Source organism: Bacillus swezeyi, from assembly GCF_001969815.1.
In the GTDB taxonomy this organism is placed as follows: domain Bacteria; phylum Bacillota; class Bacilli; order Bacillales; family Bacillaceae; genus Bacillus; species Bacillus swezeyi.
The window spans coordinates 1-26,246 of record NZ_MRBK01000020.1 but is presented as its reverse complement, the minus strand read 5'-3'; the positions used below and the strand labels follow the sequence as shown (position 1 = coordinate 26,246).

21 protein-coding genes are annotated in these 26,246 nt (G+C 43.3%); 10 read left to right on the top strand and 11 right to left on the bottom strand.

The genetic code is table 11. The features are described 5' to 3' along the window. Positions 1–181 precede the first annotated feature (181 nt). The 3 genes from BTA30_RS16405 to BTA30_RS16395 are packed head-to-tail and all read right to left on the bottom strand — an operon-like array spanning position 182 to position 1,836. Positions 182–997: a YihY/virulence factor BrkB family protein gene (locus BTA30_RS16405; protein WP_076762392.1), complete on the bottom strand. Its 816-nt coding sequence runs from the start codon at positions 995–997 to the stop codon at positions 182–184. 8 nt (positions 998–1,005) lie between these two features. Then, complete coding sequence (locus BTA30_RS16400; protein ID WP_076762391.1) at positions 1,006–1,344, bottom strand: hypothetical protein; 339 nt, start codon at positions 1,342–1,344, stop codon at positions 1,006–1,008. 21 nt (positions 1,345–1,365) lie between these two features. After that, positions 1,366–1,836 carry a low molecular weight protein-tyrosine-phosphatase gene (locus tag BTA30_RS16395; RefSeq protein WP_076762390.1) on the bottom strand — a complete coding sequence of 157 codons (471 nt, stop codon included), beginning with the start codon at positions 1,834–1,836 and terminating at the stop codon, positions 1,366–1,368. A gap of 182 nt (positions 1,837–2,018) precedes the next feature. Here BTA30_RS16395 and BTA30_RS16390 point away from each other — a divergent pair, with 182 nt between their 5' ends. Together BTA30_RS16390 and BTA30_RS16385 are read left to right on the top strand one after the other, a co-directional pair. Then, entirely contained in the window at positions 2,019–3,377 is a 1,359-nt protein-coding gene (locus tag BTA30_RS16390) for an alanine/glycine:cation symporter family protein (RefSeq protein ID WP_076762389.1), read from the top strand. Positions 3,378–3,468: 91 nt separating this feature from the next. Further along, entirely contained in the window at positions 3,469–3,684 is a 216-nt protein-coding gene (locus BTA30_RS16385) for a DUF1128 domain-containing protein (RefSeq protein WP_076762388.1), read from the top strand. Between the two features lie 82 nt (positions 3,685–3,766). On the opposite strand, the gene BTA30_RS16380 is transcribed toward BTA30_RS16385, so the two are convergent. After that, positions 3,767–4,282 carry a type 1 glutamine amidotransferase domain-containing protein gene (locus BTA30_RS16380; protein ID WP_076762387.1) on the bottom strand — a complete coding sequence of 172 codons (516 nt, stop codon included), beginning with the start codon at positions 4,280–4,282 and terminating at the stop codon, positions 3,767–3,769. Between the two features lie 229 nt (positions 4,283–4,511). Here BTA30_RS16380 and BTA30_RS16375 point away from each other — a divergent pair, with 229 nt between their 5' ends. Beyond that, positions 4,512–8,822, top strand: coding sequence for a multifunctional 2',3'-cyclic-nucleotide 2'-phosphodiesterase/3'-nucleotidase/5'-nucleotidase (locus tag BTA30_RS16375; protein ID WP_076762386.1), 4,311 nt, complete (start codon positions 4,512–4,514; stop codon positions 8,820–8,822). A gap of 47 nt (positions 8,823–8,869) precedes the next feature. Here the strand turns inward: BTA30_RS16375 and BTA30_RS16370 are convergent, their stop codons facing one another. Beyond that, complete coding sequence (locus BTA30_RS16370) at positions 8,870–9,553, bottom strand: NAD(P)H-dependent oxidoreductase (protein WP_076762385.1); 684 nt, start codon at positions 9,551–9,553, stop codon at positions 8,870–8,872. Positions 9,554–9,676: 123 nt separating this feature from the next. Here BTA30_RS16370 and BTA30_RS16365 point away from each other — a divergent pair, with 123 nt between their 5' ends. After that, positions 9,677–10,054, top strand: a complete 378-nt coding sequence (locus BTA30_RS16365) for a winged helix-turn-helix transcriptional regulator (protein ID WP_076762384.1) — start codon at positions 9,677–9,679, stop codon at positions 10,052–10,054. A 2-nt stretch (positions 10,055–10,056) separates the two neighbouring features. On the opposite strand, the gene BTA30_RS16360 is transcribed toward BTA30_RS16365, so the two are convergent. Further along, on the bottom strand, positions 10,057–10,968 hold the full coding sequence (locus BTA30_RS16360; RefSeq protein ID WP_076762383.1) for an alpha/beta hydrolase: 912 nt from the start codon (positions 10,966–10,968) through the stop codon (positions 10,057–10,059). Between the two features lie 190 nt (positions 10,969–11,158). On the opposite strand from BTA30_RS16360, the gene BTA30_RS24155 reads away from it, so the two are divergent. After that, complete coding sequence (locus BTA30_RS24155; RefSeq protein WP_158027654.1) at positions 11,159–11,338, top strand: DUF5360 family protein; 180 nt, start codon at positions 11,159–11,161, stop codon at positions 11,336–11,338. Between the two features lie 151 nt (positions 11,339–11,489). On the opposite strand, the gene BTA30_RS16350 is transcribed toward BTA30_RS24155, so the two are convergent. From BTA30_RS16350 to BTA30_RS16340, 3 genes are all read right to left on the bottom strand, one after another. Then, the gene (locus BTA30_RS16350; protein ID WP_076762381.1) at positions 11,490–12,788 is read right to left on the bottom strand and encodes a nucleotide sugar dehydrogenase; all 1,299 of its coding nucleotides are present in this window, start codon (positions 12,786–12,788) and stop codon (positions 11,490–11,492) included. A gap of 86 nt (positions 12,789–12,874) precedes the next feature. Then, positions 12,875–13,939, bottom strand: coding sequence for a Gfo/Idh/MocA family protein (locus tag BTA30_RS16345; RefSeq protein ID WP_076762380.1), 1,065 nt, complete (start codon positions 13,937–13,939; stop codon positions 12,875–12,877). A gap of 1 nt (position 13,940) precedes the next feature. Beyond that, entirely contained in the window at positions 13,941–15,044 is a 1,104-nt protein-coding gene (locus BTA30_RS16340) for a DegT/DnrJ/EryC1/StrS family aminotransferase (protein WP_076762379.1), read from the bottom strand. Between the two features lie 429 nt (positions 15,045–15,473). On the opposite strand from BTA30_RS16340, the gene BTA30_RS16335 reads away from it, so the two are divergent. The 3 genes from BTA30_RS16335 (at position 15,474) to BTA30_RS16325 (ending at position 19,358) form a co-directional block, all read left to right on the top strand. Further along, on the top strand, positions 15,474–16,367 hold the full coding sequence (locus BTA30_RS16335; protein WP_076762378.1) for an NAD-dependent epimerase/dehydratase family protein: 894 nt from the start codon (positions 15,474–15,476) through the stop codon (positions 16,365–16,367). Positions 16,368–16,439: 72 nt separating this feature from the next. Further along, positions 16,440–17,210, top strand: a complete 771-nt coding sequence (locus BTA30_RS16330; protein WP_158027652.1) for a sulfotransferase domain-containing protein — start codon at positions 16,440–16,442, stop codon at positions 17,208–17,210. A gap of 177 nt (positions 17,211–17,387) precedes the next feature. Next, positions 17,388–19,358, top strand: coding sequence for a glycosyltransferase (locus BTA30_RS16325; RefSeq protein ID WP_076762376.1), 1,971 nt, complete (start codon positions 17,388–17,390; stop codon positions 19,356–19,358). Positions 19,359–19,493: 135 nt separating this feature from the next. Here the strand turns inward: BTA30_RS16325 and BTA30_RS16320 are convergent, their stop codons facing one another. Beyond that, positions 19,494–21,170, bottom strand: a complete 1,677-nt coding sequence (locus tag BTA30_RS16320) for a glycosyltransferase (protein ID WP_083696893.1) — start codon at positions 21,168–21,170, stop codon at positions 19,494–19,496. A 233-nt stretch (positions 21,171–21,403) separates the two neighbouring features. On the opposite strand from BTA30_RS16320, the gene BTA30_RS16310 reads away from it, so the two are divergent. After that, positions 21,404–22,267, top strand: coding sequence for a sulfite exporter TauE/SafE family protein (locus tag BTA30_RS16310; RefSeq protein ID WP_076762375.1), 864 nt, complete (start codon positions 21,404–21,406; stop codon positions 22,265–22,267). An 83-nt stretch (positions 22,268–22,350) separates the two neighbouring features. Here BTA30_RS16310 and BTA30_RS16305 read toward each other — a convergent pair whose 3' ends face one another. Continuing rightward, positions 22,351–23,427, bottom strand: coding sequence for a glycosyltransferase (locus BTA30_RS16305; protein ID WP_076762374.1), 1,077 nt, complete (start codon positions 23,425–23,427; stop codon positions 22,351–22,353). Between the two features lie 179 nt (positions 23,428–23,606). Here BTA30_RS16305 and BTA30_RS16300 point away from each other — a divergent pair, with 179 nt between their 5' ends. Next, on the top strand, positions 23,607–25,883 hold the full coding sequence (locus BTA30_RS16300; RefSeq protein ID WP_076762373.1) for a glycosyltransferase: 2,277 nt from the start codon (positions 23,607–23,609) through the stop codon (positions 25,881–25,883). The last annotated feature ends 363 nt before the right edge of the window (positions 25,884–26,246 follow it).

Sequence of the window (26,246 nt, the reverse complement as noted above, 5' to 3'; positions counted from 1 at the left end):
CGGCCCTTTTTTAGCATTAAGCGCCTTTTTTAATGATATCCGTTTTGTCCGTTGGCGCTTCCGCTCGTTTTGTGTTTCGGACTTTGCTTTGCATTTTGTTTATTATGGCTTCCGCCTTTTTTCGTATGCTTTGTCATGATCATCCCTCCGCTTTTGAACTTAACGTTCTTTATTAGATTGCTCATTTTCGCGGATTTTCTTCAGGAATGATTTTACGTTTATGTAAAAGGGCGTTGATTTCCCCTCCTAAAATAATCATCATTCCGCTTAAGTAAAACCAGATCATCAAGACGATGATTCCTCCGAGGCTGCCGTATGTGGCGCTGTAGTTCGCAAATTCGCTGACATAGTATGAGAATAAAACGCTGACGAGAATCCAGCCGGCGGTTGCTGCCATCGCTCCGGGAATGACAAATTTAAACGACAGCCGTTTATTCGGAGCAAAAAAGTATAAAGCGGTAAATACAATCAGCAACACAAGCGGGCTGATTCCCCAGCGCAGCGCCGACCATGCGGTGAGAAACATCTCGGGGGTGCCGTCCAAATTGGCGATGAAATGGCCGATCGTCCTTCCGAATACCGGCAGAAGGAGCGCGATCAATATCGTGAAGACCATCGCAGCTGTCAGAAGAATCGATGTCAGGCGGACCGTAATAAATGAACGGTTTTCCTCTACTTCATATGCATGATTGAAGGCTCTCACAATCGCGTTCAATCCGTTTGAAGCGGACCAGAGGGCAGCGATGATCCCGAATGAAAGCAGCCCCCTGTTTCCTGTGTTTAGCGTCTCTTTGATGACAGACATTGTGTCTTCCGGGGCGTACTGCTCGATCAGTCCGATGACATCTCCTGTTTTGACAGGCAGGTAGCCCACCAGCGTCAGCAAAAAAATCATGAACGGAAACAGGGACAGGAGAAAAAAATAAGCAAGTTCAGCTGATTTGCTCGGCCCTTCATGGAGCAGGAAGCGCCAACCAAGCTCTTTTAAAAAGCCCATTACGTTTCTCACTCCTGACGATTCTTGGATTTAGAAGAGAAGTGCTCCCTCGTTTCTTCGATCAGTTCAATCACCTTCGGGGTGGTTTCTTGCAGTTCTTTGATCTGCCGATTTAAAAAGCTCAAATCATCAGAAATAGATGCCGAAAGCTTTTTGGTTTCTTCCATTTTCTCTTTTGCACATTCGGTGAGCATACCCGGATTTGCGCGGTAGAGCCTGATCTTGTTTTTGCATGCCGACAATTTTAAACCGCACGCTTCCCTTGTCGGTTTGTGCAGCAATGACATGACGGCCCCGACCGATGCGCCGAGGAGGATGTTTCTGATGAAAACGCGATCGCCTTTCATAAAAAATCTCTCCCTTCGTTTTTACAAATTGTGCTCTTTTTTAATGTCTGTCAGCAATTGGCGGCAGCCCTCTGCTACAAGTTCGTACACCTCTTCAAAATTCCCCGTGTAATAAGGATCTGGAACGTCTTCCGTATGACAGTCATTCACATCATCAAGGAGCCGCCTGATGACGGCTTTGTGTTGATTGCCGGCCAGATTTCTTATATTTCCGGCATTTTCAGCATCCATTGCAATCAAATAATCAAACTCTTCCAGATCCTTTTTGGAAATCTGTCTTGCGTACAGCCCTTCACAGCTTATCTTTTTTTCTGCCAGCAAAGTCCTTGTACCTTCATGGGGCGGTTTTCCGATGTGCCAGTTTCCGGTGCCGGCTGAATCAGCTTGAATCTGATCACTCAGTCCGGTTTTTTTGAGCATATCGTTAAACACCGCTTCTGCCATCGGTGATCGGCAAATGTTGCCGAGGCAGACGAATAAAACTTTGATCATCTTTTGCGGCCTCCTCTATTCTTTCCCCTCTTTTCAGAAAGAAAAACGTACATGATTTTATACTAAAGATTTTTCTGTTTTTTTCAACTTCAGTAAGAAAATATAACAGCCCTATTGACAAATCTGACAAACTTTCAGAATATTCTAGTTAGACACAAAATTAAGAGGGGGAATTTTCGCCTATGAACTTGCTCTCAAATATAGTCGATCAAATGAACGGTTTTTTATGGGGACCGCCGCTTTTGATTCTCATCGTCGGAACGGGTGTCTACTTGACATTCAGACTGGCTTTTTTACAGATCAGACTTTTGCCTTATTCCTTAAAGCTTGCCTTTAGCAAAAGCCGGGATAAATCATCTGAAGGAGACATTTCTCATTTTCAGGCTTTAATGACCGCTCTTGCCGCCACTGTCGGCACGGGAAATATCGTCGGTGTCGCTTCCGCCGTCATTGCCGGCGGTCCGGGCGCCGTGTTTTGGATGTGGCTGGCCGCTTTCTTCGGAATGGCGACGAAATATGCTGAAGCCGTTCTCGCCGTCAGATTTCGCGTAAAAGATAAAAAAGGCGAAATGTCAGGCGGTCCGATGTATTATTTGGAGCACGGGCTCAAACAAAAGTGGCTCGGTGTATTATTTGCGATATTCGGGGCTTTGGCCGCCTTCGGAATAGGTAATATGGTTCAAGCGAACTCTGTGTCAGGAGTCATGAAATCAACGTTTTCAGTGCCTGTTTGGGTAACGGGCATGATCGTGACGATATTCACAGCGCTTGTCATTCTCGGCGGGATTAAAAGCATCGGAAAAGTCACCTCCGTTTTTGTCCCGATCATGGCTTTATTTTATGTCATTGCCGGATTGATCATTCTGATCACAAACTTTGAACTTGTCCCCGGCGCCATCGGCTTAATTTTCTCTGACGCCTTTACCGGTCAGGCTGTAGCCGGAGGAGCAATCGGGACCGTCATCCGCTGGGGTGTCGCAAGAGGGGTATTCTCCAACGAAGCCGGACTGGGCTCCGCACCGATTGCCGCCGCCGCGGCGAAAACGGATATGCCGGCACGGCAGGCGCTTGTATCGATGACCCAGGTTTTCATTGATACTTTGGTCGTCTGCTCGATTACGGGAATCTCCATCGTCATGGGAAAGATGTACTTGTCGGAAAAGAATGATGCACTGACATCGATGACCTTTGAACATTTTCTTGGTCCGGCCGGATCAACCATTGTTGCAATCGGGCTGCTCTTGTTTGCCTATTCGACCATATTGGGCTGGTCTTATTACGGAGAAAAATGCTTTACTTATCTGCTGAATGAAAAATATGCGATTGTTTACCGTGTCATTTTTGTTATCGCCGTCTTTTTCGGTGCGATCTTCAAGGATAATTTCGTTTGGGCGCTTGCAGATATGCTGAACGGCCTGATGGCGATTCCAAACTTAATCGGACTGCTCGGCTTAACAGGCATAGTCATTTACGAATCAAAACAGATCCTCGCTAAAATCAAGACGGAAAAACAAGACAAGCAAAACAGTCTTTCCGTTTGATGAAATATGCTTTTTGACAATGGTTCTTTTCTTCTCAACCATTTCTGTTACAATAAAGACTACGAAATCACCAGAGAAAGGAAGTGCCTTATTGTCTGAGCAAAAAACAGCCGAGCTGAATCAAATGATCGAAGAGATCTCGCAAAAATTAAACATGCTGAATATCGGTGTCATCAAAGCTGAAGATTTTAGCGATGAAAAACTCGAGGATCTTGAATATCTCCATCAAATGGTCATGAAAAAGAAATCTTTCAGCCCGAGTGAAATGCAGGCGATCGCCGAGGAATTGGCTGCGCTTCGAAAATGATAACAGCGGCGGACATTTGTCCGTCCTTTTTTCTTCATAAAAAGAGACCGGAAGCGCGGGTTCCGGTCTTTTTTCACAAATATCAGCCAAGCAAGTTCAAAGATTCCCGTGTAAATGCCGGGATGTCATCCGGTGTCCGGCTTGTGACAAGCTGGTTCTGGCAGACGACGGCCTCTTTGTCCTGAAATTTGGCGCCCGCGTTTTCCAAATCGACACGAATGGATGTATAGCCCGTAGCGCTGCGGCCGTCCAAAGTCTTGGCCGTGATTAAAAGCTGAGGTCCGTGGCAGATCGCGAACACAGGTTTTTTTTCATCCATAAAGGATTTGGCAAATGATACAAACCGTTGATCGGCTCTCAGGATATCTGGCGAAAACCCGCCCGGAATCAATAATGCGTCAAAATCCGCAGGGCTGACTTCATCAATGGATGCATCAACATCCACTGATGCCTGTCCCTGCTTTCCTTTCAGCGTTTTTCCTTTTTCTTTTTCAATGACCGTCAGCTTGTGTCCGGCCTCTTTGAATGATTGGGCTGGTTCAGTATACTCGGAATCCTCAAAGTAATCCGTCAGTACAACAGCTATATTTTTGCCCATATCCTTGCTCCCTCCTTGCATCTTTTGTCTACATAAATCCATTTACCCCTGCCACACTAAATAAAACATTCAACGATTCGCCGGACAAAGTACCTAATGATCCATTTCGGCAGACAGTGACTTTCGAATCATTTTCAGATTGTTTACAATATTCGCAACGAAAGTTCTACAAAACTTTACAAAAAGTTCTTACAATAGAGATTGTTACTATAAACGGAAAGGTGGAGAAATGGTGCGAATACAGAAAAGACGGTTTTCAAGTAAAAACATTCTCCGTATTCTGCTAACCTCAGTGATGATACTCAGCTTACTCATTCCAAACACCCAGACTCATGCAGAACAACAAACCGAACACCCGCTCATCAATCTCAGCATTTTGGGAACGACGGATATTCACGCACACATTATGGATTATGACTACTACGCCGACAAAGAAACGGGAGAATTCGGACTGGCCCGAACGGCGCAGCTTATTGAAAAATACCGAAGCCAGCATCCGAACACGCTTCTTGTCGACAACGGCGACTTAATTCAAGGAAACCCTCTTGGAGAATATGTCTCCAAATATGAACGTGATTCGATTATCTCCGGAACGAAAACACACCCTATCATTGATGTCATGAACAAACTGCAATATGATGCCGGCACATTGGGAAACCATGAATTCAACTACGGCCTTGAATTTTTGGAAGGAACGATGAAAGGTGCCGACTTCCCCATCGTCAACGCCAATATTAAAACAATGGACGGGCAGCATAAATACAAACCATACCATATAGAAGAACGGACATTCACTGATGAAAACGGACAAAAGCACAATCTCGACGTCGGCTACATAGGCTTTGTTCCCCCGCAAATTTTAACGTGGGACAAAAAGCACCTCGACGGCAAAATCAAGGTGCAGGATATAGCAGAATCCGCGAAAGAGATGGTTCCGAAAATGAAAGCCGAAGGGGCGGATGTGATCATCGCCATCGCGCATACCGGCATTGAAAATGGAGAACAGCCGGCAGGCGCGGAAAACGCGGTGTTTGACCTGGCTGTCAAAACAAACGGAATTGACGCGATCATCTCAGGGCACCAGCACGGTCTTTTTCCCGGCCCTGATTATGCCGGAAACGCGAAAATCGATATTCAAAAAGGGACAATCAATGGCATTCCGGTCGTCATGCCGAAAAACTGGGGCAGCCATTTAGGGATGATCGACATGCAATTGGAGCAAAACGACGGAAAATGGACGGTGAAAGACGCCAGCGCCAAAACGGAAGCGATTGCTGGAAATGTGACATCGCGAAATGAAACCGTCGTTTCAACGATTAAGGATACGCACGAAAAAACCTTGGCATACGTCCGCGCGCCAGTCGGCCAAACGGAAGCCGATATCAACAGCTTTTTCGCTCAGGTAAAAGATGACCCTTCGATCCAGATCGTCACAGACGCACAGAAATGGTATGCGGAAGATGTGATGAAAGGAACCGAATATGAAAACCTGCCGATCTTATCAGCCGGAGCGCCGTTTAAAGCGGGAGGCCGAAACGGTCCTGAATATTATACAAATATAAAAGCCGGCGATTTGGCCATAAAAAATATCGGCGACCTGTATTTGTACGACAATACGCTTTATATCGTCAAGCTGACGGGAAGCGAAGTCAAGGACTGGATCGAGATGTCCGCGGGGCAGTTTAACCAAATCGACCCTTCTCAAACAGGCGAACAGGCACTCCTGAATCCGGACTTCAGATCGTATAATTTCGATGTGATTGACGGTGTGACATATCAGATCGATGTCACTGAGCCGGCAAAATACAATGCTTCAGGCGGGATCAAAAATCCGCAGGCAAACCGGATCAAACATTTATCCTATAACGGAAAGCCGGTGAAAGATGATCAGGAATTCCTTGTGGTCACTAACAATTACCGCGCTTCCGGAGGCGGCGGATTCCCTCATCTGACGCAGGATAAAGTGGTTTATGCGGCGGCTGATGAAAACAGGCAGGTGCTGATGAACTACATTATGGAAAAAGAGACGGTTAATCCGGCAGCAGACAACAACTGGTCCATCGCGCCGCTCAAAAGTGCCGAAGTGACATTCGAATCTTCCCTTCTTGCCAAACCGTTTGCGGAAAAAGCAAAAGACATCGATTTTGTGAGGGAATCTGCAAACAGCGGATACGGCGTCTATAAGCTGAATTTTGACGAATCAGAACCGCCGGCAGATGAGGAAAACTGGACGTTAACAGTCATGCATACAAATGATACACACGCCCACCTCGATGATGCGGCAAGGCGCGCTGCAAAAGTGAAAGAAATCCGCAGTGAAACGGAAAACAATGTTTTGCTTGATGCCGGAGACGTCTTCTCCGGAGACCTGTACTTTACAAAATGGAACGGACTCGCCGACCTGAAGCTGATGAACCTGATGGGCTATGACGCGATGACCTTCGGCAACCATGAATTTGATAAAGGGCCGGAAGTGCTGGGCGATTTTCTCAGCGGAAACGGGTCAGCGGTTGACCCGGAAAACAGACACCATTTCGAAAAACCGGCCTTTCCGATCGTCAGCTCAAATGTCGATGTTGCAAAAGAGCCTGAGCTGAACAGGTTTTTAAAAAAACCGGCAGTCTTAAAAGCGGGTGAAAAGAAAGACAGCGGCATTTACCCTTACATTCTGCTTGATGTAAACGGAGAAAAGGTGGCCGTATTCGGGCTGACGACAGAAGATACGTCATATACGTCAAGCCCAGGCGCAAACATTGCCTTTCATGATGCTTATTTGTCCGCAGAAAAAACCGTCAAAGACATCAAAGAAAAAGAAAAGGTCAATAAAATCATCGCCCTCACTCACCTCGGCTACAACCGCGACCTTGAGCTGGCCAAAAAAGTGAAAGGAATCGACTTGATCATCGGCGGGCATACACACACCCTCGTCGATCATTTGGAAGTGGTGCAAAATGAAGAACCGACAATCGTCGCACAAGTAAAAGATTACGGACAGTTTTTAGGAAGAGTCGATGTTGCATTCGATGAAGACGGTGTTGTGCAAACGGATCAATCAAGATTTGATTTGATCACGATCGACGATAAAGTGGAAGAAGAGACAGCTGCCAAAGACGTCCTTGACGGCTTTAAACAAGACATTGAAGAACTAAAGACGAAAGAAGTCGGCTATGCCGATGTTCCGCTTGACGGAAAGCGCGAGCATGTCCGCTCAAAAGAAACCAATCTCGGGAACTTTATCGCAGACGGCATGCTCAGAAAAGCGAAGCAAGCCGGCGGGGCTGACATTGCAATCACAAACGGCGGCGGAATCAGAAGCAGCATCGACAAAGGAAAGATTACACTCGGTGAAGTGCTCACTGTCATGCCGTTCGGCAATACGCTATATGCCGCTGATTTGACGGGAGCGCAAATTCAAGAAGCGCTTGAACACGGCGTCAGCCAAGTCGAAGAAGGCGGAGGCGCGTTCCCTCATGTAGCGGGTTTGACATATACTTTCACATTGAACAAGCCTAAGGGAGAACGCATATTGGATGTGAAGCTTGTCAATGAAAAAGGAGAGGCTGAGCCGCTCGATCCGGAGAAAACCTACCGTGTCGCGACGAATAACTTCATGGGCGGCGGCGGTGACGGCTATTCCGTCTTTAAAGAGGCGAAAAATGGCGTAGACCTCGGGTTTACCGATTATGAGATTTTTACCGAACAGCTCGAATTATACGATTCCGTTTCGCCGAACATTGACAACAGGATCACTGAAGTTTTCTTGCCTGAAAAACAGGCAGACGGCACATGGACACTTGCTGAAAAGCCGTTTCAAACATACGCGAAAAACGCCAATCAGGCGATCGTCTATTTTCCTGAAACAGAAAAGGAAAACATGAAACTGAGCATGACAAAAGCACAGACTGATCTGATAAAGGAAAGATCAAATGATCCAAACATCACTTTGAAAAACGATAAAATCGCCATGCTTCTGCCGGCCGTCAACCTGGCGAGCGAGGACACAAAGATTGGCATCAAGATCACAAAGGACATCAAGCAGGCGGTCACAAAGGTGTACGACTTCAGCATTCGGCAAAAAGGAAAAGCCGTCAGCTCTTTTAAAGAGCCGGTCGGACTGTACTTCCAAGTGGATGCGCCTGACAAACACTACAGCGTTTATTATGTTGACCGGAAAAAGAACAGCTTCACCAAAGTGAAAAACGGCTACAGCAAAGACCATACCGTCGCCGGCTATGTGGACCATTTCAGCGAATATACCGTTTTGAATGACAACAATGCCGTTCCTCCGGGCTCAGGCGGCGGGGACAATGGCGGCGAATCTCCCGCGGCGCCCGGCAGCGATCCTAATGGCGGAGGGCATGGGTCAGACGGTCAAGGCGGAGACGGTTCCGGTGACGGACAAGCTCCGCCGTCTAACGGCTTTTTGCCCGATACGGCCGCAAACATCTACAATTGGCTGCTGCTCGGCTTGCTGTTGCTCACATCTGGAGGCGGACTTTACCTTTATCAACGAAAAAAACGCAATCTAAGCCAAATGTAAAAGATTCAAAAAGGCGGTTCTGCCTTGATGCAGACCCGCCTTTTTTCTTATTTTACCCATTCCACGACTTGATCAAGCTCCCGTCTTGTTTTAGGACGCGGCTCTTTGACACGGTAGCCGAAAGCTGCCATAACTGAAATGTCAAATTTCCCTTCTTCAAGCAGCCCCTCTTTTTCCAAAATTTCATGCACTTGATCATAATCAAAGCCTTCAATCGGACAGGAGTCAATACCGATCATCGCTGCGGTAGTCATCATGTTGCCGAGCGCGATATACGTTTGCTTAGAGACCCAATCAAATATCGCTCGATCGCTTTCAAGCAAATGAAAATCCGACTCTTGAAATTTACTCAATACGCCGTCTTTTTTAATCATGTTCTCCATGATTTCAGGCGGCATTTTTTTGACATCGTTCAGCTGATGGGCGATATAGTCGGAATCATACTTCATTTCCTGCGCCGTCCGGCCGAGCAGCAAAACGAAATGGCTTGCCGTCGGAAGCTGTCCTTGCGCTCCCCATGAGACTGTCCGCAGCTTTTCGCGCAATTCTTCGTTTTGAATGACAAGAAATTTCCACGGTTCAAGACCGAATGAAGTCGGTGATAATCTGCCCGTTTCTAAAATAAACTGAAAATCTTCGTCTGAAATCTTTTTATTGGGGTCAAATTCTTTCGCGGCATGTCTAAAACGAAATGCGTCAAGAATTTCTTGTTTTTTTATTTGATCTGCCATCGTATTCCCTCTCCTTTAAGCGTAATTTCTTTCTCATTTACATTTTAATCTTTATAATGAAACATAAAAAGTACGCACATTTTTGTGGCATAGTATCATTTTTTATACTAAGGAGAGATGATGATGGAAAAACATGCGGCAGACTGCGGAACACAGGGAGGATATTCATGCCCGGTGGAAGCGACGATTGATATTATCGGCGGCAAATGGAAAAGTGTGATTTTGTTTCATTTAATCGATGAGAAAAAACGTTTTAATGAACTGCGCCGTTTAATCCCCGGGGTGACGCAGCGGATGCTGACCCTCCAGCTTCGCGAACTGGAGCGCGACGGAATCGTCCATCGCGAAATTTACAAACAGGTCCCGCCGAAAGTCGAATACCGATTAACAGCGTTCGGCGAGACTCTGATTCCGATCATTCACCAAATGATGAACTGGGGAATGTCATATGCGGCTAAAATCAGTGAAGCGCGAAACAGATCGGCTGCTGAAAAGCTTTAATTTCAGTTGGCCGGTTCAACTTTTAATAAAAAATCTTTAATTTTTTTGAAATACTCCTCCGGATTTTGGCGAAACCCGCCGACATGCCCGGCTCCTTCAATTAAATAGAGCCTTTTGATTCCTTTTTTTCGTTCATATAGGTTTTTAGCCATTTGCGAAGGTACAAGCTGATCATCTGTGCCGTGAATAATGAAAAGCGGCGTGTCTGTTTGTTCAAGATCGCTGACTGGGGAAATATCGGCAAGCCCCCATCCATGCCGGCGTTTAATCAGGCTGCTTGTCAATGGAATGAGAAACGGCACGGCCAATTTGACGGCCGCTTTCAGCTGAAAGCGGCAAAGTTCGGTTAAATCGCTGAAACAGGAATCAGCGATGCAAAATTGAATTCTGCGGTCTTGCTTCATCAGCTCAATGGCAGCCGCCGCTCCCAGCGATTCACCGTGCACCCCGATCCAAAGATCTTTGCCAAGCTTGTTTTCAAGCTCATCCGCCCACATCGCCAAATCATTTTTTTCATAAAACCCGTAAGAAACGTGTGATCCTCCGCTTAACCCGTGGCATCTGCTGTCGCAAAGCAGGACATGGTAGCCGAGCGACTGGAACAGCTCGACATATTTATAGCCGCCAAACAGCGACCATTTGATACCATGGGCGATCATGACGGCTTTCCTGCTCTCCGGAACGGGAAAAAGCATCGCATGCAGCCGGCAGCCGTCTTCAGAGGTCAAAAACAGCTCCTCTTTTTGGCTTGAATCAAAGACATCATCAATGATTTCCCCGTTTTTGACTCCGCTAAAAAAGGTCTCCTCATAACTGCTCCTGTTCGGCAGTACAAACAAATAACTGACAATCAGACTGACGGCGAAAATGCTGAGCCCCAGCCCCAAAATAATCAACAGAATTCCGATCCACACGGTCCTCACCCTTTACATTCTGTTTTATCACATTGTATTCTGAATTGATTTGGGCGTGAGTGTGAAGAATTTACATTTGACCTATTCCTGTATATAGCACCTATCGTACCGATTTCTCGGAACTAGAATGGGGGCGGCTGACTTGAAAGAAACATTCACCTGATTCAGCAAAAAGGATTTTACCTTCACGATAAGCGATCCGGCAAAACAATTTTTAGCATTCAGCAAACGCACGATTTATGTATGTTTCCATTCAAAGGACGAACTCATCATCATTGCTTGGAATTGGTCGTTTTTGCCGCTCGATCTTTTGATTTCAACCAGCGGCCTCATCAGCATATATTTACACAAAAATGAGCGGACGTTATGAAAAAACGCCGCCCCTATTTCTCTTGTTTTAACAATCTGTTCCTGACTGCAAGCCATCGCATTTTGGGTATTCAGCGGAGATTTCGATCCCGTTTGCTGATCTTTCAACCTATTTTTAACGATTATCCGCATTCTGATGATCGAAGACATCGTTACGAAAGACCATTTCCAAGCTGAACGACTTTAGCCTTTCCGGAGCTGTCTCTTAAAACCCCCCTCGTATCAAATACGACTTTTGCATGTTCTAAAAGCATTTCTTTCGGGAGTTCGGCATGGTCTGTTAAAACAACGACACAGTCATATTCTTTCAATGTCTTGGAATCTATCGGCCTGCTGTACAGCTTTTTGCCGTGAAGATCAAGCTCAGGAACGTGCGGATCATGGTAGGAAACATCTGCCCCCATCCCGATCAGCTTCTCTATAATATCGAGGGATTTCGATTCGCGGACATCGGCCACATTCCGTTTATAAGTAACGCCGTAGATTAATATATTCGCTTCTGTCGTCTTTTCTTTTGCGGCTAATTGCAATGAACGTTCCGCAATATAGCGGACGATTTTGTCATTTGTCACTTCTGACAGCTCAATAAAATCGCTTGACAGGCCGCTCTTTTTAATAATAAATTGCAGATACAAAGGGTCCACAGGGATGCAGTGGCCGCCGATTCCCGGTCCGGGATAGAAGGCAGCAAATCCGTAAGGCTTCGTGCTTGCCGCTCTGATGACTTCCCACACATCCACCCCGATCCGGTCGCAAATCATCGCAAATTCATTAATAAATGATATATTAATGAACCTGTACGTATTCTCCAACAGCTTTGTCAGCTCGGCTGTTTCAGGAGATGTCACCGGTACGACCTCTTGATAAATGCCGCTGTATAATTGATGGACCTGGTCAAGGCATGATTTCGTCGTTCCCCCCACCACTTTCGGAACGACTTCGATCGGGAACTGGTTGCCGGGATCTACACGTTCGGGGGAATAGGCCAAATAAAAATCCTTCCCGCAAATCAGACCGCTTGTTTCCAAAATCGGTTTGACGAGCTCTCTTGTCGTACCCGGATATGTTGAGCTTTCCAAAACGACGAGCTGTCCTTTTTGCAAGTGCTCGCTGATTGATTGCGCCGCTTTTTTCACATAAGCCAAATCTGGCCCCGAGTCATCATTAAGCGGAGTCGGCACGCAAATGATGACCGCATCAGCTTCTCTGATCAGCCGATAATCTGAAACAGGGTGAAAAAAACCGGCATCTATGCCGCTCCGCACCGTTTCGCCTTTAATATCAGATATATAGCTGTTTCCCTTTTTCAAAGATTTGATCTTTGCTTCGTCCAAATCAACACCGATAACCGGCATTCCTTTTGATATCAATAACATGGCCAAGGGCAGACCAACAAACCCTAGGCCTATGATCGCTATCTTTTTGTTTTGGCTTTCTTGATTGTTGTTCATTTATGAAATCGCCCCTTCTATACACTCCTTCAATAAAATATGTTTCTTATCTTTTTTTGAAAGGGACGATTTACCATTTTGCAAACCTATTTCTTTTTCATATCAGCCGTTTGAAATGATGAAAGAGGCAGTTCAACAACCCGCCTCAACAATGCGGATTGATAAATACCAAAGATCGTTTCCAGCGCTTTTTTTCCCTCATGTCCGTCAATTAAGAGCGGTTCGTCTGACTGCACGGCATTTATGAAAGTTTCGTACATCAAAACCTGCTCATCCTGAAGAGCGGCCAGCTTTGCCAGTTCTTCGAAATCGGTCTCTTCCCCGTGAATAAACCAGCGGCTGATCCGGTTTAAAGAAGGACCTTCCAAAGAAATCGTGCCGTTTGCGCCAAAAATAGACAGCGAGCTTCCGAGATTGTTCGGCTGTGTGATGATATTGGCTTCGATCACACCCTTTGCCCGGCTGCCGAAAGTCAGGACACCCACTGCCACATCTTCTGTTTCCTTTTCAGGAGCGGCGGCCAGTATGTCTCCGTAAACACTTTCCACATCTCCCAGAAACCATTGCAGAAGATCAATCAGATGGATTCCTTGATTGACGAGCATACCGCCATCTTTTTCCCAGCCGCCCCGCCATGATGCTGCTGCATAATAGGCAGGAGACCGGTTCAGACGGAGCGTAACCGTCCCTAAGTATGGCCTTCCTAATTTTCCTTGCTCTATCGTTTCTTTTATTTTTTTCATGATCGGCCGGTGGCGCATTTGATGGCACACCATAAGCTTCAGATTGTTTTGCTCTGCCAGCTCGATGATGTCATCCGCATCTTTCAATGACAGTGTCATTGGTTTTTCCAGAATAACATGCTTTCCCGCCAGCAAAGATTGTTTGGCCATTTCTGCATGCAGTCCGGAAACAGCTGCAATGATAACAGCATCTATTTTTTGGTCGTGAAGCATATCTCTATAGTTCTGATAGCGCACAATGCTTTCGATGCGCCCTGAACAGACGGCATAATATTCACCCGCCTCATCCATCCTTTTTTTTTGCAAATCACTCACGGCTGCTAATTCGGCCTTTTCGCATTTACTAAGAGCATGCAGATGTTTTCTTGAAATAGATCCGCAGCCGATGACTCCAAATCGCACACTCACTTTAACCCTCTCCCCTTTTCAGCAGTACGGAAATAATTTGATCCTGCTCTTCTTTTAACAAAAAAGGGTGCATCGGGATAGCGAAAAGCTTTTCTGATAAAGATTCAGCAACCGGGAAATCCCCTTTTTTATATGGCAAAAAGGAGTAAACGTCTTGGAGATGAAGGCAGCGCGGATAATAAATGCCTGACTGGATCTGATATTCTTGCAATGTATTCATCATCTCATCGCGTTTTTCCGCTCCGAGGCAATAGAGATGGTAAATGTGGGAGCGATCTTCTTTTTCTTTCGGCAGCTCTAAATCGGAAACCCCTGATAAGGCCCGCTGATACCGCTTGGCAATGTTTCTTCTTTGCTCGTTCCAGCTATCAATTTTCTCCAAGATAATCAGCAAAATCGCTGCGTGCAATTCATCCAGACGGCTGTTAAAACCGATTTGGTTGTGAAAGTATTTTTTCCTTGTACCATGTGTTCTGAGCGATCTTATCTTTCGGGCTGCATCACGATCCGAAGTCGTCACCATTCCCCCGTCACCAAGTGTTCCTAAGTTTTTGGTAGGAAAAAATGAGAAACAGGCCGCATCCCCGAGGCTGCCGACGGGACGGCCTTTATACTCCGCCCCAAATGCTTGGCAGGCGTCTTCAATGACAAAAAGCCCGTGTTTTTTAGCAATCGCCATGATGTCGTCCATATCAGCGGGCTGGCCGAAAATATGAACAGGAATGATCGCTTTTGTTGCCGTTGTGATTTTTTCTTCTATTTTTGCCGGATCAATATTGTATGTTTCCGGATCAACATCCGCAAACACAGGCGTCGCACCGACTCTTGAGACGGCTTCAGCACTGGCGAAAAAAGTGAATGGAGTGGTGATGACTTCGTCACCCTCCCCGATGCCGTAAGCTTGGAGTGTAAGCACTAAAGCATCCGTGCCATTGGCAACCGCGACCGCCTCTTCTACCCCGAGCCTTTCAGCTATCCTATCCTCCAGCAATTTGACTTTTGGCCCCAATATATATTGCCCGCTTTCTAACACACATTCGAACTCATTTAAAATATCGTCTTTTACCTCTTGAAACTGCTGTTTTAAATTGATTAGCGGAATCATTTATTTTCCTCCTTGTTCGACAGAATCCCAAGATAATTTATGATTCCATATCGCAGCTTGCCACGGCTGAAGAATTTTTCAAAAGCCAAATTCTGCAGCTTTGCATGTCCGATGCGGCTTATAGCGGTAAATAGACAGCCTATAGCAATAAAAAAAGAAATTCATAACATATTAAGAAAAATAGAAAGAGAATTGCATAGGTATTCTTCAAGCAAACAGGCATCCAAATCTAGTCTGCATTTTCAGAGAGCAGCCAAAGTTATTTACATCAGAAGAAAGGAAGGTTGCTTTTATGCAAAACAAAATAAATTTGCGAAAGAGATGGATTGATCAAATGAGACCCTATTTCCTTTTTTTAAAAAACGCCTTGTCCCCTGATCCTGATCAGCGAAAACAGCCTGTTTTCATTACAGATTGGATGAAATCTCTATGAACCAGCCGCCAAAAATATTAATCACTGGAGCAGGCGGATTTACCGGCCGACATGCATGCCGCCACTTTTCGCAAGCGGGATTTGATGTAACAGCTATAGCAAGAACCAATACCCCTGACAGCCAAGTCAAAGTTGAGTATTGCAACCTAACAGATCAAGATGCTGTAGCCAGTTTAGTGAAAAAAACAAAACCGAAGTATTTGCTTCATTTAGCCGGACAAAACCATGTCGGGCAGTCTTGGCTTGATCCTGTTTCATCTTTGGAAAACAATCTCTTATCCACTTTGTATGTAATAGAAGCACTTCGCCATGAACATCCGGAATGTAAAATTTGTGTAGCCGGCTCAGTTTTGCAGTTTGATCTTAACGATCTATCTGCTCTTCCACACCCATACAGCTTAAGCAAAACACTGCAAGTCCTAATTGCTCAGGCATGGGAGATTCTTTATAACATGCAGATTATCATTGCCAAGCCTTCGAATTTAATAGGACCTGGCTTTTCAAAAGGCGTTTGCTCGATTTTTGCTCAGAAAATTGCGGATATGGAAGCAAGCAAAGCGGATCAGGTTCTTGAAATCGATAACTTGAACGTTCAGCGGGATTTTTTAGATGTAAGAGATGTTGTACGCGCCTATGAAATTCTTTTAACAAAAGGAGAATCAGGGGAAGTATATGAGGTCGCCTCTGGCAGGAGCTATTCTCTTAACGAAGTGGTCAGCAATTATAGAAAACTGACAGCAATAGATTTTGAGATAAAGTCACGAGTAAATGAAAAGATCAATACAAAACTGGACCTGAATCCTGCGAAAATGATGAGCTTAGGCTGGAAACCAGTTATTCCGCTGGAATCATCACTAGCAGATATTTTGAATTTTTATCGTTGCAAATAAGTGAATATAAGTACTTGAGAAAAACTGTGGAGAATTTATTAAGCGATGATCAGCCGAAAAGGAGGGAAAGCATTGAGTCCAAATCAAACAAGACCTTTACCCCGAGTACTGGTTAATTCATTGCCAAAAAGCGGAACACATCTGCTGCTGCAAATGATTCTCGGTATTCCGGGAATGATCATTACTCCCGAATGGATCATAGAAGATAAAGATTTAGACTTGATCAATTCAGGCAGCGTAGGGCCAGGTCATCTCGTTCATTCAGCCGAACGGGCACAGCTTTTAAAACAAAAAGATATAAAGGTGATTTTTATCAGCAGAGATCTTCGGGATGTTGCTGTATCACTTGTTCACTTTGTGATGTTAAATAAATGGGGCAACCACCCTTGGACTCCATATTTGAAAAATTTAAAAACACATGATGAACGGCTGCTTGCAATGATAAACGGTGTGCATTTAACGAAGGAAGAGCAAGCTGAATTTCAGATCACACATATTCCAAATATAAGACAAATTTCTAAAGATAAATTGGAGTGGCAGCATCAGCCCGGCATTTGCACTGTAACGTTTGAGGAGCTTGTATATGATGAAGATTCCCAAAATCAGTCTATCATGAGAATCCTGGATTATTTATGGGAGGATCTGAAGGATTTACATTTAACAAAGTTCGAATTGTTACAAAAAATAAAACAAAATATCGTTCCAGAGAACTCAGGAACATTCAGGAAAGGAAGAATAGGGGATTGGAAACATGAATTCACAGAAACACACAAAGAAGCTTTTAAAAAAGTTGCAGGTGAGCTTCTTATTCAATTGGGATACGAAAAAGATAATAACTGGTAAAGGAAACAATGTCTATGATTCAAAATGCAGCAATATGTCTCTCACCCTATACAACATATGACACCTAGTCGATGGTAATTTTAAAATTTCATCGAAGCTTGAATTGTTTTCTGTGATGACTTTTCGACGATATTCGATCTGAAAAAGCTAATCTTCATTTGAAAGGTGGAATATAAATTGAGAGATGTAGGAATTGTTATGCCTGTTTATAAACAAACCCCTGAATATTTAAAGCTGGCGCTGCAGTCGGTTTTGCAGCAAAGCTATCAACATTTTGATTTTGTGATCGTTTCGGACGGCGCTCCGCCTGAAACCGTTGCTGTCATCAAAGATATAACAAAAGAAGACGACCGAGTGCACATCATTCTAAAGGAAAAAAACGAAGGTGTGGCCAAAACCTTAAACATTGGGTTTGATTATTTGATGAAGAAAGAAGAGATTAAATATTTCACATGGGTTTCAAGTGATAATATTTATTATTCATCTTTTATCGAAAAGCTCCGGCATGCATTGGAAACAGCGTCCGACAATGTTGGGCTGTCTTTCAGCAGCTTTCGGCATATTGATCATAAAGGGGATGCTTTAAAAGAACCAAGCTTAGAGGAATTTTACAAATATCAAAATCAGCCGAAAGAGAATCTCCTTGATGTTTGTTTTATCGGTGTATCCTTTATGTACAAGAAACAATTCGCGATGATGATTGACGGATATCACCTTGAGCCTGTCGAAGATTATGAATACTGGCTTCGACTGACAGAGCATTGTGATATTGTCTTTATAGAAGAGGTTCTAATGGAATATCGAACCAATTCCCCGCTGAGTGTATCAGCTAAACTCAGAAACTCAAAAGAAGAGCATCGCAGATGGAGATATGCTTTTAACCTCGCTAGACATCAAGCAAGAAACCGAAGACATATCCCTTACCTATTAACAATAATATATCCTGTTCAAGACGGATCGGAAAATACAATCGAAAGGCTGGAACAATTATTAGAACAATCATTTAGCAATTATAAGCTCATTATTATTGATCGAACATTGGATCAATCTGCCATTCAATCAATCCGGAATATAGAAGATCCGAGAGTTGTCCTGATTGACCTGCCGGGCGGCTCTGAAAAAGAAGCGATTCGCAAAGGCATAGTTAAAGCGGATACACCTTTCACGTTAATTTATGGAAAAGGGGCATTTCCGTCTTCAGTCCTTGCATTGTACGACATGATCATTAAAGGAGTCGACTTGAAAGAACAACCCGAACAATCTCCGGTTGCGATTATTGATAATGGTTATCGCCTTACCGGCACTCGTTCTATTATATTGGGAGAAGATTATGAGTTTGGGGAACTTTATGACACAGCAATATTGAAAATCAACTTATTTCAAAACAAGCAGCACATCCGCTTACCGAAAGTATTAGTCAATTCCGTACCAAAAAGCGGAACTCATTTACTGCTGCAAATTATCCTCGGAATTCCCGGAATGAGACGGACCGATTTCTGGGTTTTCGAAGAAAAGCATTTAAAAGATCTTAAACCAGGATACACAGCCACAGGCCACTTTGCACATTCAGCAGATCGAGAAAAAATAATAGATGAAACAAATATCAAAACAATATTTATATATAGGGATTTAAGAGATATAGCAGTTTCACTTGTCCATTTTGTGATGATCAACAAATATAATCATCCATGGAATCCATTTATGAAAAATCATTTAAAAAACCACGATGAACGGCTGATGGCTATCATAAAAGGAGCTTCACTAAATAAAGAAGAACAAGCTAAATATGGAATTGGCTTGCTGCCGAATATATATGATTTCACAAAAAGATTTTTACAATGGGCGCAAGCTTCCGGAATCTGCATCGTGACTTTTGAAGACCTTATGCGCGATGAAGCTTCGCAAAATAAAACCATCACGAACATCATCGATTTCTTATGGGATGATCTTCAATCATTAAATTTATCAAAACAACAATTGCTTCAAAAAATGAAACAAAATATTCATTTCAGTGCTTCGGATACTTTTAGAAAAGGGAGTATAGGTGACTGGAAAGAAGAATTTAATGAGAGACATAAGGAAGCGTTTAAAGAAATCGCTGGCGACGCATTGATCCAATTAGGATACGAAAAAGATAACAACTGGTAAAAGGAAAAGCAGAGGCAGCTGGGAACATCAGACCGTTCAGGCCGGTTCCCGGCTTTTTAACAGCTTAAAATCATGATGATCTTTGCAGTGTTTGAAATATATCTCAACATAAAAAATCCCTTTGAAAGGGATTTTTTAATCATGTTTTAACTGATGAATCATATTCAAAAAATGTTCCGCGTATTTTTCCGGCGCGAAATGGTCTTCAATGTGTTTTAGAGCATTCTGTCTAATCTCTTCTCTTAATGCAGCAATTGAAATGAGCTCTTTTCCTTCTTGTACCGCTTGATTGATGTCTCCGAGTTCAAAAAACTTCCCTGTTACATTATGTGTGATAAAACTGCGTACTCCGTCGGAATCGGTTGTCAGGACGGGACACCTGCAAACCATCGCTTCAAGCACAGCATATCCGAACCCTTCTACTTTAGAGGTGGAGCATAAAAAACCTCCTGAGTCGCCAATGATAGAAAAGTATTCGGCCATTTTTTGATGCGGCTGGTTTGCATAAACGGTCAGATGCTCTTTCAAATTCAGCTCATTTATTCTTTCTTCAAAAGCGCTTCTTTCTTCTTCTTCCGCCAATGTACTATCTTCAAACATCCAAAGCTGAATAGAAGGATTTTCTTGAACTAATTTCGCTCCGATCGATAAAAAATCTTTCCAGTTTTTATTTTCTTCAAGCCGTCCCACCCAGCCGATTATAGGTCCGTTCTTTTTTGGAAGTGCTTGATAATGAAATTCGTTTGTATTGAAGCAATTATTAAAACAAAATTTAACTTTGTCAGGAAAATACTTTTCAAATGCTTGCTGAAGGTGCGGCGTCTGCGGATATAAAATCGCATCACTGCATTCATTGACGATAGAATAAGCATGTATTTCCAAAAATTCATCTACGTACTCTTTGCTGTTTCCCAACCCCTGCACTTCATAAATCAAGAGTCCTTGATAGCCAAATTCCCTTATGGTTTTCAATAGAAGAAGATCTGAGCCGACTACAATGGCATCATAATTCCCTTTTGATATAAGCTCTTGAATTTCGTCTACATAATTCGTTATAAAAATAGAAGTATTCACTGTATTTTGCAGTCCTGTTCCTTCTTGCAAATACAAAAAGTCGCAATTTACCCCATATTGCTTAAGAGCGTAAAAACGCTGCCGGTTTAACGTTTCCACGCCTCCGCTCGGTACAAAAAAGGTAAAGAGAATCTTTAATGCGGGTTCTTCAATTGTTCCGTCAGCATCATGGATAGTCGTTTCGCCGGCTTCACTCAATTTCCAGCAGCCAAACAGACCAGATTCGTTTTCAGCCGGTTTTCTGTTCATATGTTCCAAAATTTCAGATTGTGTTTTTGCTTTACTCCAAATTCTTATTTCTTCAAGTTTTCCGATAAAGTCGCGGGAGCCAGATCCCTTAAAAACTCCCGATGGGACAACCGTTTTAAAGGAGCTGACATTTCCCTTTTTAACAAATTGCCCGTTTATATAGAGTGATGGTATTTTATCATGATAGACCAGCGCAACATGCGTCCAGTCATATAAAGGCGAGGGGAAGGTAAAAGCCAAAGTCTCTGTTAGAACCGCTTCATGTTCGTATACTTTAATCCCTTTTACTCCAAGTGAAATCCCAACACCGGCCAGGAAAGGACCACCGTCTTCTCCATGTACGCCGGAAACTGGTATCACTGCATACCGTTCCTCCTTTGCTTCGGGAACTGGTTTGGCCCAAAACTCTATTGTGAATGTATCTTGAATATCCACGAATAGATGTTTTGTTATACTTTTATGATTATCATGAAATGTATGGTACAACATCACAGAGATCCCTCCAACATTCTTTTTATCATCATATGCTCATTCCAGTTTTCGGAGTAGACCTCTGTCCTTTCTCCATTAAAACAGCCGATTCTCTCAGACAGCTTCATTATTTATCAGAGAACCTCCGGTGTTTAACCATACCGCGAAGCTATCGAAGCATAAAATAACTTAGACATCATATATGTTGTCCTCCTCACCTGTTTTTTGTATTTTTTACAGGGGGAATGGCTATGAGAAAGCTGATCATTTTTGCAGTTATAGGATTTTTCGCCCAGCTTATTGACGGTGCGCTGGGAATGGCTTACGGCGTTACTTCGTCATCGCTTTTGCTGACGCTCGGAATCGCTCCGGCGGTAGCTTCGGCATCGATTCACCTTGCAGAAGTCGTGACCACCGCCGCTTCAGGTGTTTCTCATGTGAAATTTGGAAATGTCGACCGCTCGGCTGTATACAAATTGATCATCCCCGGTTCTGTTGGGGCATTTACGGGGGCATGCTTTTTGAGCAGCCTGCCGGGCGATGCTGTCAAACCTTTTATTTCCTTGTTTCTATTCATATTAGGGATATATGTCCTGTTTCGTTTTTTATTCAAATTTAATCCAAGCGGTCAGAAAAAATCGATTGATTTGACTAGAAAACAATCAATCGCTTTAGGGCTGGTCGCAGGATTTGCGGACGCAACCGGCGGTGGCGGTTGGGGCCCAATCACGACCCCTGTATTGTTGTCAAAAAAAGGAGCTTCCGTTAGAAAAACCGTCGGTACAGTAGATACAAGCGAGTTTGCTATTGCGGTTTCTGCTACTGCCGGTTTTTTGATTTCATTAGGCTGGGAAGAAGTTAATTGGACATGGACGATTGCCCTTATGTTAGGCGGAATTGCTGCAGCCCCTATTGCCGCCTGGCTTGTGCGGATTCTGCCTGCATATTTGCTGGGGGTTCTTGTTGGAGGTTTTATTATCATAACCAATGTCCGGACTCTGATTCTTTTCTGGTCGATCAACGGCATATGGAGTGCCGCCATTTACACAATCTTATTGATCGGCTGGGGGCTTTCCATTTTTTACGCGGTACGCCATCATCGAAAGAATATATAAAAAAGCACAAGATATCCCTCCATATGTCCGCTGACTTTTTGCCTCAAAACAAAAGCCTACTTGACAAGTAAGCTTTTGTTTTTTTATCTGTTTAATTTTCCTTCTAATAACTGTTTATTATGAAGAACAGACTTATCATTAGGACGATATTTCCGCGCCTTTTCGTTATGTTGATACGATTTTTCAAAATCCCCTAAGTTATAGTAGCAGACACACATTTGCAGATGAGGATACCAAGTGTAGTAGGCAGGATAGCTGAAACTCCATTTATTTGTGTCGGGAACCAATTTCGTCGCCTGATCGTACCAGTATATGGCCGCCTGAAATTCACGTCTGCGCTGAAAATTATAGCCGATCCTGCTGCACGTCTCAGCACGCGGTGTTTTAGAAAATTCAAATGACTGAAACAGCGATCTCAATTCATTGTCCAAATCTCCGAGAAAACGATAGCAGTCGCCTTTATTTATGCACGCATAAACTTTATCTTCAATCCAGCCTTCTTTCATTTCTATGTTTTGATTATAGCTTTCAATCGCTTTTTCATAATGCCTGTTTTCTCTTAATTCATTTCCGTAGTAAAAATAATCTCTCGGAGAAAACTCATCGCCCCGATCAATTTTCTGCTGGTAGATATTGAGATTTCGTCCGACGGAATGGCGGATTTTTTTATGTGTGACAGAGATATCGGCATTGATAATATGACCGTAAACCTCGAGATACTGGTGGCAGTCGCCTCTCCATTTAAAGTTTTTCTCCCTTTTCACCAAACGGTTGCGGCGGTATCTCAGTGTCACATTTCCGTATTCGTCCGTCCCTGCATCATAGTACATCGACACTGAATCAACCGATGGATCAAGCGTTTCTTTCAATTCTTTTAATTTCTTTTGATCTTCTTCATGCAGGACATCATCCGCATCTAAATAAAGGATGTAATCTTTCGTGGCATGCTTAAATGATTCGTTTCTGGCTGCCGCAAAATTGCCGATCCATTCAAAGAAAAAAACGCGGTCTGTGTATTGCTTCGCGATTTCGACCGTTTTGTCAGTCGACCCCGTATCGACAATATTGATTTCATCTACGATGTCTTTCACGGTATCAAGACATCTTGCCAATACTTCTTCTTCATTTTTTACAATCATACATAGACTGATCGTGACCAAAATGTTCACTCCTTATCGTTATATCTTCACCTCAATAGATTATGAGTGAAGCAAGCTTCTTGTTTGTACCATTATCATGGGTCATCCTTCGAAAAGAGTTTGGATGTATAACACGGAAACTTCCATTCATCGCTGAATATAGATAGTACTAGGGAAATTTCGTTAATAGGAGGATACCAATGGCTCAAAAAAATGAACTGGATTTACTTTTAAGTTTGCTGGAGCTTGCCAGTGAACATGAAATCACTCAAATGACGGCAGAAGAAAACTGGGAGGAAGCTGAACACATCATCAAAGATAGACTGAAAGCCGATCCATTTGATATTGTCATGCTCATCAGTTTAGGTTTTATATATGAAAAAAAGAATCACATTCAACAAGCGATTGAACTGTATGATGATGCTGCTTTTTTTATGAATCTCGTGCAGAAAGAGAAATTGTATCGGGAGAAAAACAGTCTTTTCCGCAGCATTGAAAGAGTTCGGCCGAAAATCGTCTTTTTTGTCAAACCGAATTTGGATACGTTTATAGACCCTGTAATCGACCATCTTTCCCATTCATACAGAACGGTGAAAATGGTCGTGACAGACCTAAAACAAATCGACAAGGGCATGAAATGGGCAGATATTTGCTGGTTCGAATGGTGTGACAACTTAATCGTTTATGGAAGCAAACTGCCTCTTGCCCATAAAAAAGCATTAATTTGCAGGCTTCACAGCTATGAAGCTTTTACAGCATATATTTATCAAGTTCGCTGGAATACCGTGGATCAAGTCATTTTTGACGGAAAACACATGGAGCAATACGTCGTTCACCAAGTGGAAAGTCTGAAAAATACACAGACTGCTGCAATCCCAAACGGGGTAAAATTAGACCAGTATACGTTTAAAGAGCGTGAAAAAGGGTTTCATATCGCATATGTCGGATACATCAATTATAAAAAAGGTCCGATGCTTTTATTGCACGCTTTCAAAGCTATTCATGACAAAGATCCAAGGTACAAATTGTTTATCGCCGGCCAATATCAAGACATTCGCTATCAATTATATTTTAAACAGATGATTGAAGAGCTTCATCTACAGAACAGCGTTCAGATGGACGGCTGGCAGAGCGATATCAACCGATACTTGGAAGATAAGCATTATCTCATTTCAACAAGTCTCTTGGAAAGCCAGCAAATGTCGGTCATGGAAGCGATGGCAAAAGGGATTAAACCTCTCGTCCACAACTTTTACGGCGCTAAAACAATTTATGATGAAAACTTTGTATGGAACACGATTGATGAACTGGTCGACATGGTCACTGAACATAACGATTCAGCACATCAATATCGGGCTTTTATTGAAGAGCATTATTCGTTTGAAAAACAAATGAAGCAAATAGAAGAAACCATATCACGGTTGGCAAAATCGGCAAAAATGAGCGTCCGCACAGCCATTCTTACCCCGCCTAAAATTACAGTCGGAATCGTCAATTACAATTACGCCCGTTTTTTAGATCAATGCCTTCAGTCTGTGATCAATCAGACGTATCCGAATATGGAAATCATCATTGTGGATGATCATTCTACCGATGGTTCGATTGAAAAAATAAATGCTTTTAAAGAAAAGTATCCCCATATTAAAACGATATACCACCAAGAAAATTCAGGTATGGCGGATACGGCATTCGCAGAGATTTTCGAAGAAGCAACAGGGGAATATGTGATGCCTGTCAGCGCAGATGACTTTTTGGCGCATGACAGTGTGCTCTGTGATTTAATGGAGTGTTTTGATGAACAAGAGAATGTAGATTATGTATACGGAGATTTTTTATTAGTCGATTCTGACGGCAAAACGATCGGAAGCTGGACTTATCAATCATATACAGACGATGAAGTGATACGTCGTGTGTTTGAAAGAGGAGGGTCCGGCGTGTATCCAATGGTAGGATTGTTCAAATTGTCTTTTTATCGCAACCATAACTACTCCTGGGTAGCCGATTGTAAGAATCTATATGCCGGTGACACGCTGAATAGTATCGTCAATATTAAGCGCGGCTGGAAATACCATTATTTAAATAAACCTGTTTATTGCTATCGAAGACATCAAAAAAGTTTCACTTACAATATAGACAAAAGAATACCGTCTATTATTCATGTAATGGAATATATTATTGAGCATTTTAGTGAAGATGTCTATTTGCCTTACATCAATTGGAACGAACTTGAGGAAACTCACCGAAAAGCATTGAAATATTTTACCATCGGCAAAATCTATGCAGATACAGCAAAGGATTATCAAAATAACGGATTTACACGGCACCTTGACGAAGAAGCGAAGAAGAAGTGTGTCCGGCCTTTGGTTGAAAAAATGCTTAGCTATTTTAATTTGAGTCTGGTTTCCGGAAAGTCAGTATATAAGAAAGACATCGATCATATAAAAGAGGAGATGGACCAGTTGCTGATATCAATCTGACTGACCTGCATTTGAATTAATATGAATCAGAGGGCTGTCTGATAAGCATGAGCTTATCGGCCAGTCCTTTTATTTTTGAATTCCGTTCTTCATAAAAAAGAGGCGCATGAAAGCCGACGGCTTTCATGCACCCCTTCTAAAACACATTAGAGGGTTTAAATGCTATATTCATAGCTGCTGCTACAATCATAATTGAGTCCCAGAAACAAAGTTAAGTTAACTCAATCTTGATTGATTAAGGAACTGTCGGGTTTGTTGCAATGCTGCACCGCCAGTTGGACCTGTCGGGCCTGTTGGTCCCGTTGGACCTGTCGGGCCTGTTGGACCTGTCGGGCCTGTCGGGCCTGTTGGGCCTGTCGCTCC

What these genes read in the sequence shown, in the direction of transcription:
- BTA30_RS16405 (WP_076762392.1), bottom strand. Translation starts at nt 997, where the DNA reads ATGGGCTTTTTAAAAGAGCTTGGTTGGCGCTTCCTGCTCCATGAAGGG.
- BTA30_RS16400 (WP_076762391.1), bottom strand. Translation starts at nt 1,344, where the DNA reads ATGAAAGGCGATCGCGTTTTCATCAGAAACATCCTCCTCGGCGCATCG.
- BTA30_RS16395 (WP_076762390.1), bottom strand. Translation starts at nt 1,836, where the DNA reads ATGATCAAAGTTTTATTCGTCTGCCTCGGCAACATTTGCCGATCACCG.
- BTA30_RS16390 (WP_076762389.1), top strand. Translation starts at nt 2,019, where the DNA reads ATGAACTTGCTCTCAAATATAGTCGATCAAATGAACGGTTTTTTATGG.
- BTA30_RS16380 (WP_076762387.1), bottom strand. Translation starts at nt 4,282, where the DNA reads ATGGGCAAAAATATAGCTGTTGTACTGACGGATTACTTTGAGGATTCC.
- BTA30_RS16375 (WP_076762386.1), top strand. Translation starts at nt 4,512, where the DNA reads ATGGTGCGAATACAGAAAAGACGGTTTTCAAGTAAAAACATTCTCCGT.
- BTA30_RS16370 (WP_076762385.1), bottom strand. Translation starts at nt 9,553, where the DNA reads ATGGCAGATCAAATAAAAAAACAAGAAATTCTTGACGCATTTCGTTTT.
- BTA30_RS16365 (WP_076762384.1), top strand. Translation starts at nt 9,677, where the DNA reads ATGGAAAAACATGCGGCAGACTGCGGAACACAGGGAGGATATTCATGC.
- BTA30_RS16350 (WP_076762381.1), bottom strand. Translation starts at nt 12,788, where the DNA reads ATGAACAACAATCAAGAAAGCCAAAACAAAAAGATAGCGATCATAGGC.
- BTA30_RS16340 (WP_076762379.1), bottom strand. Translation starts at nt 15,044, where the DNA reads ATGATTCCGCTAATCAATTTAAAACAGCAGTTTCAAGAGGTAAAAGAC.
- BTA30_RS16335 (WP_076762378.1), top strand. Translation starts at nt 15,474, where the DNA reads ATGAACCAGCCGCCAAAAATATTAATCACTGGAGCAGGCGGATTTACC.
- BTA30_RS16320 (WP_083696893.1), bottom strand. Translation starts at nt 21,170, where the DNA reads ATGTTGTACCATACATTTCATGATAATCATAAAAGTATAACAAAACAT.
- BTA30_RS16310 (WP_076762375.1), top strand. Translation starts at nt 21,404, where the DNA reads ATGAGAAAGCTGATCATTTTTGCAGTTATAGGATTTTTCGCCCAGCTT.
- BTA30_RS16300 (WP_076762373.1), top strand. Translation starts at nt 23,607, where the DNA reads ATGGCTCAAAAAAATGAACTGGATTTACTTTTAAGTTTGCTGGAGCTT.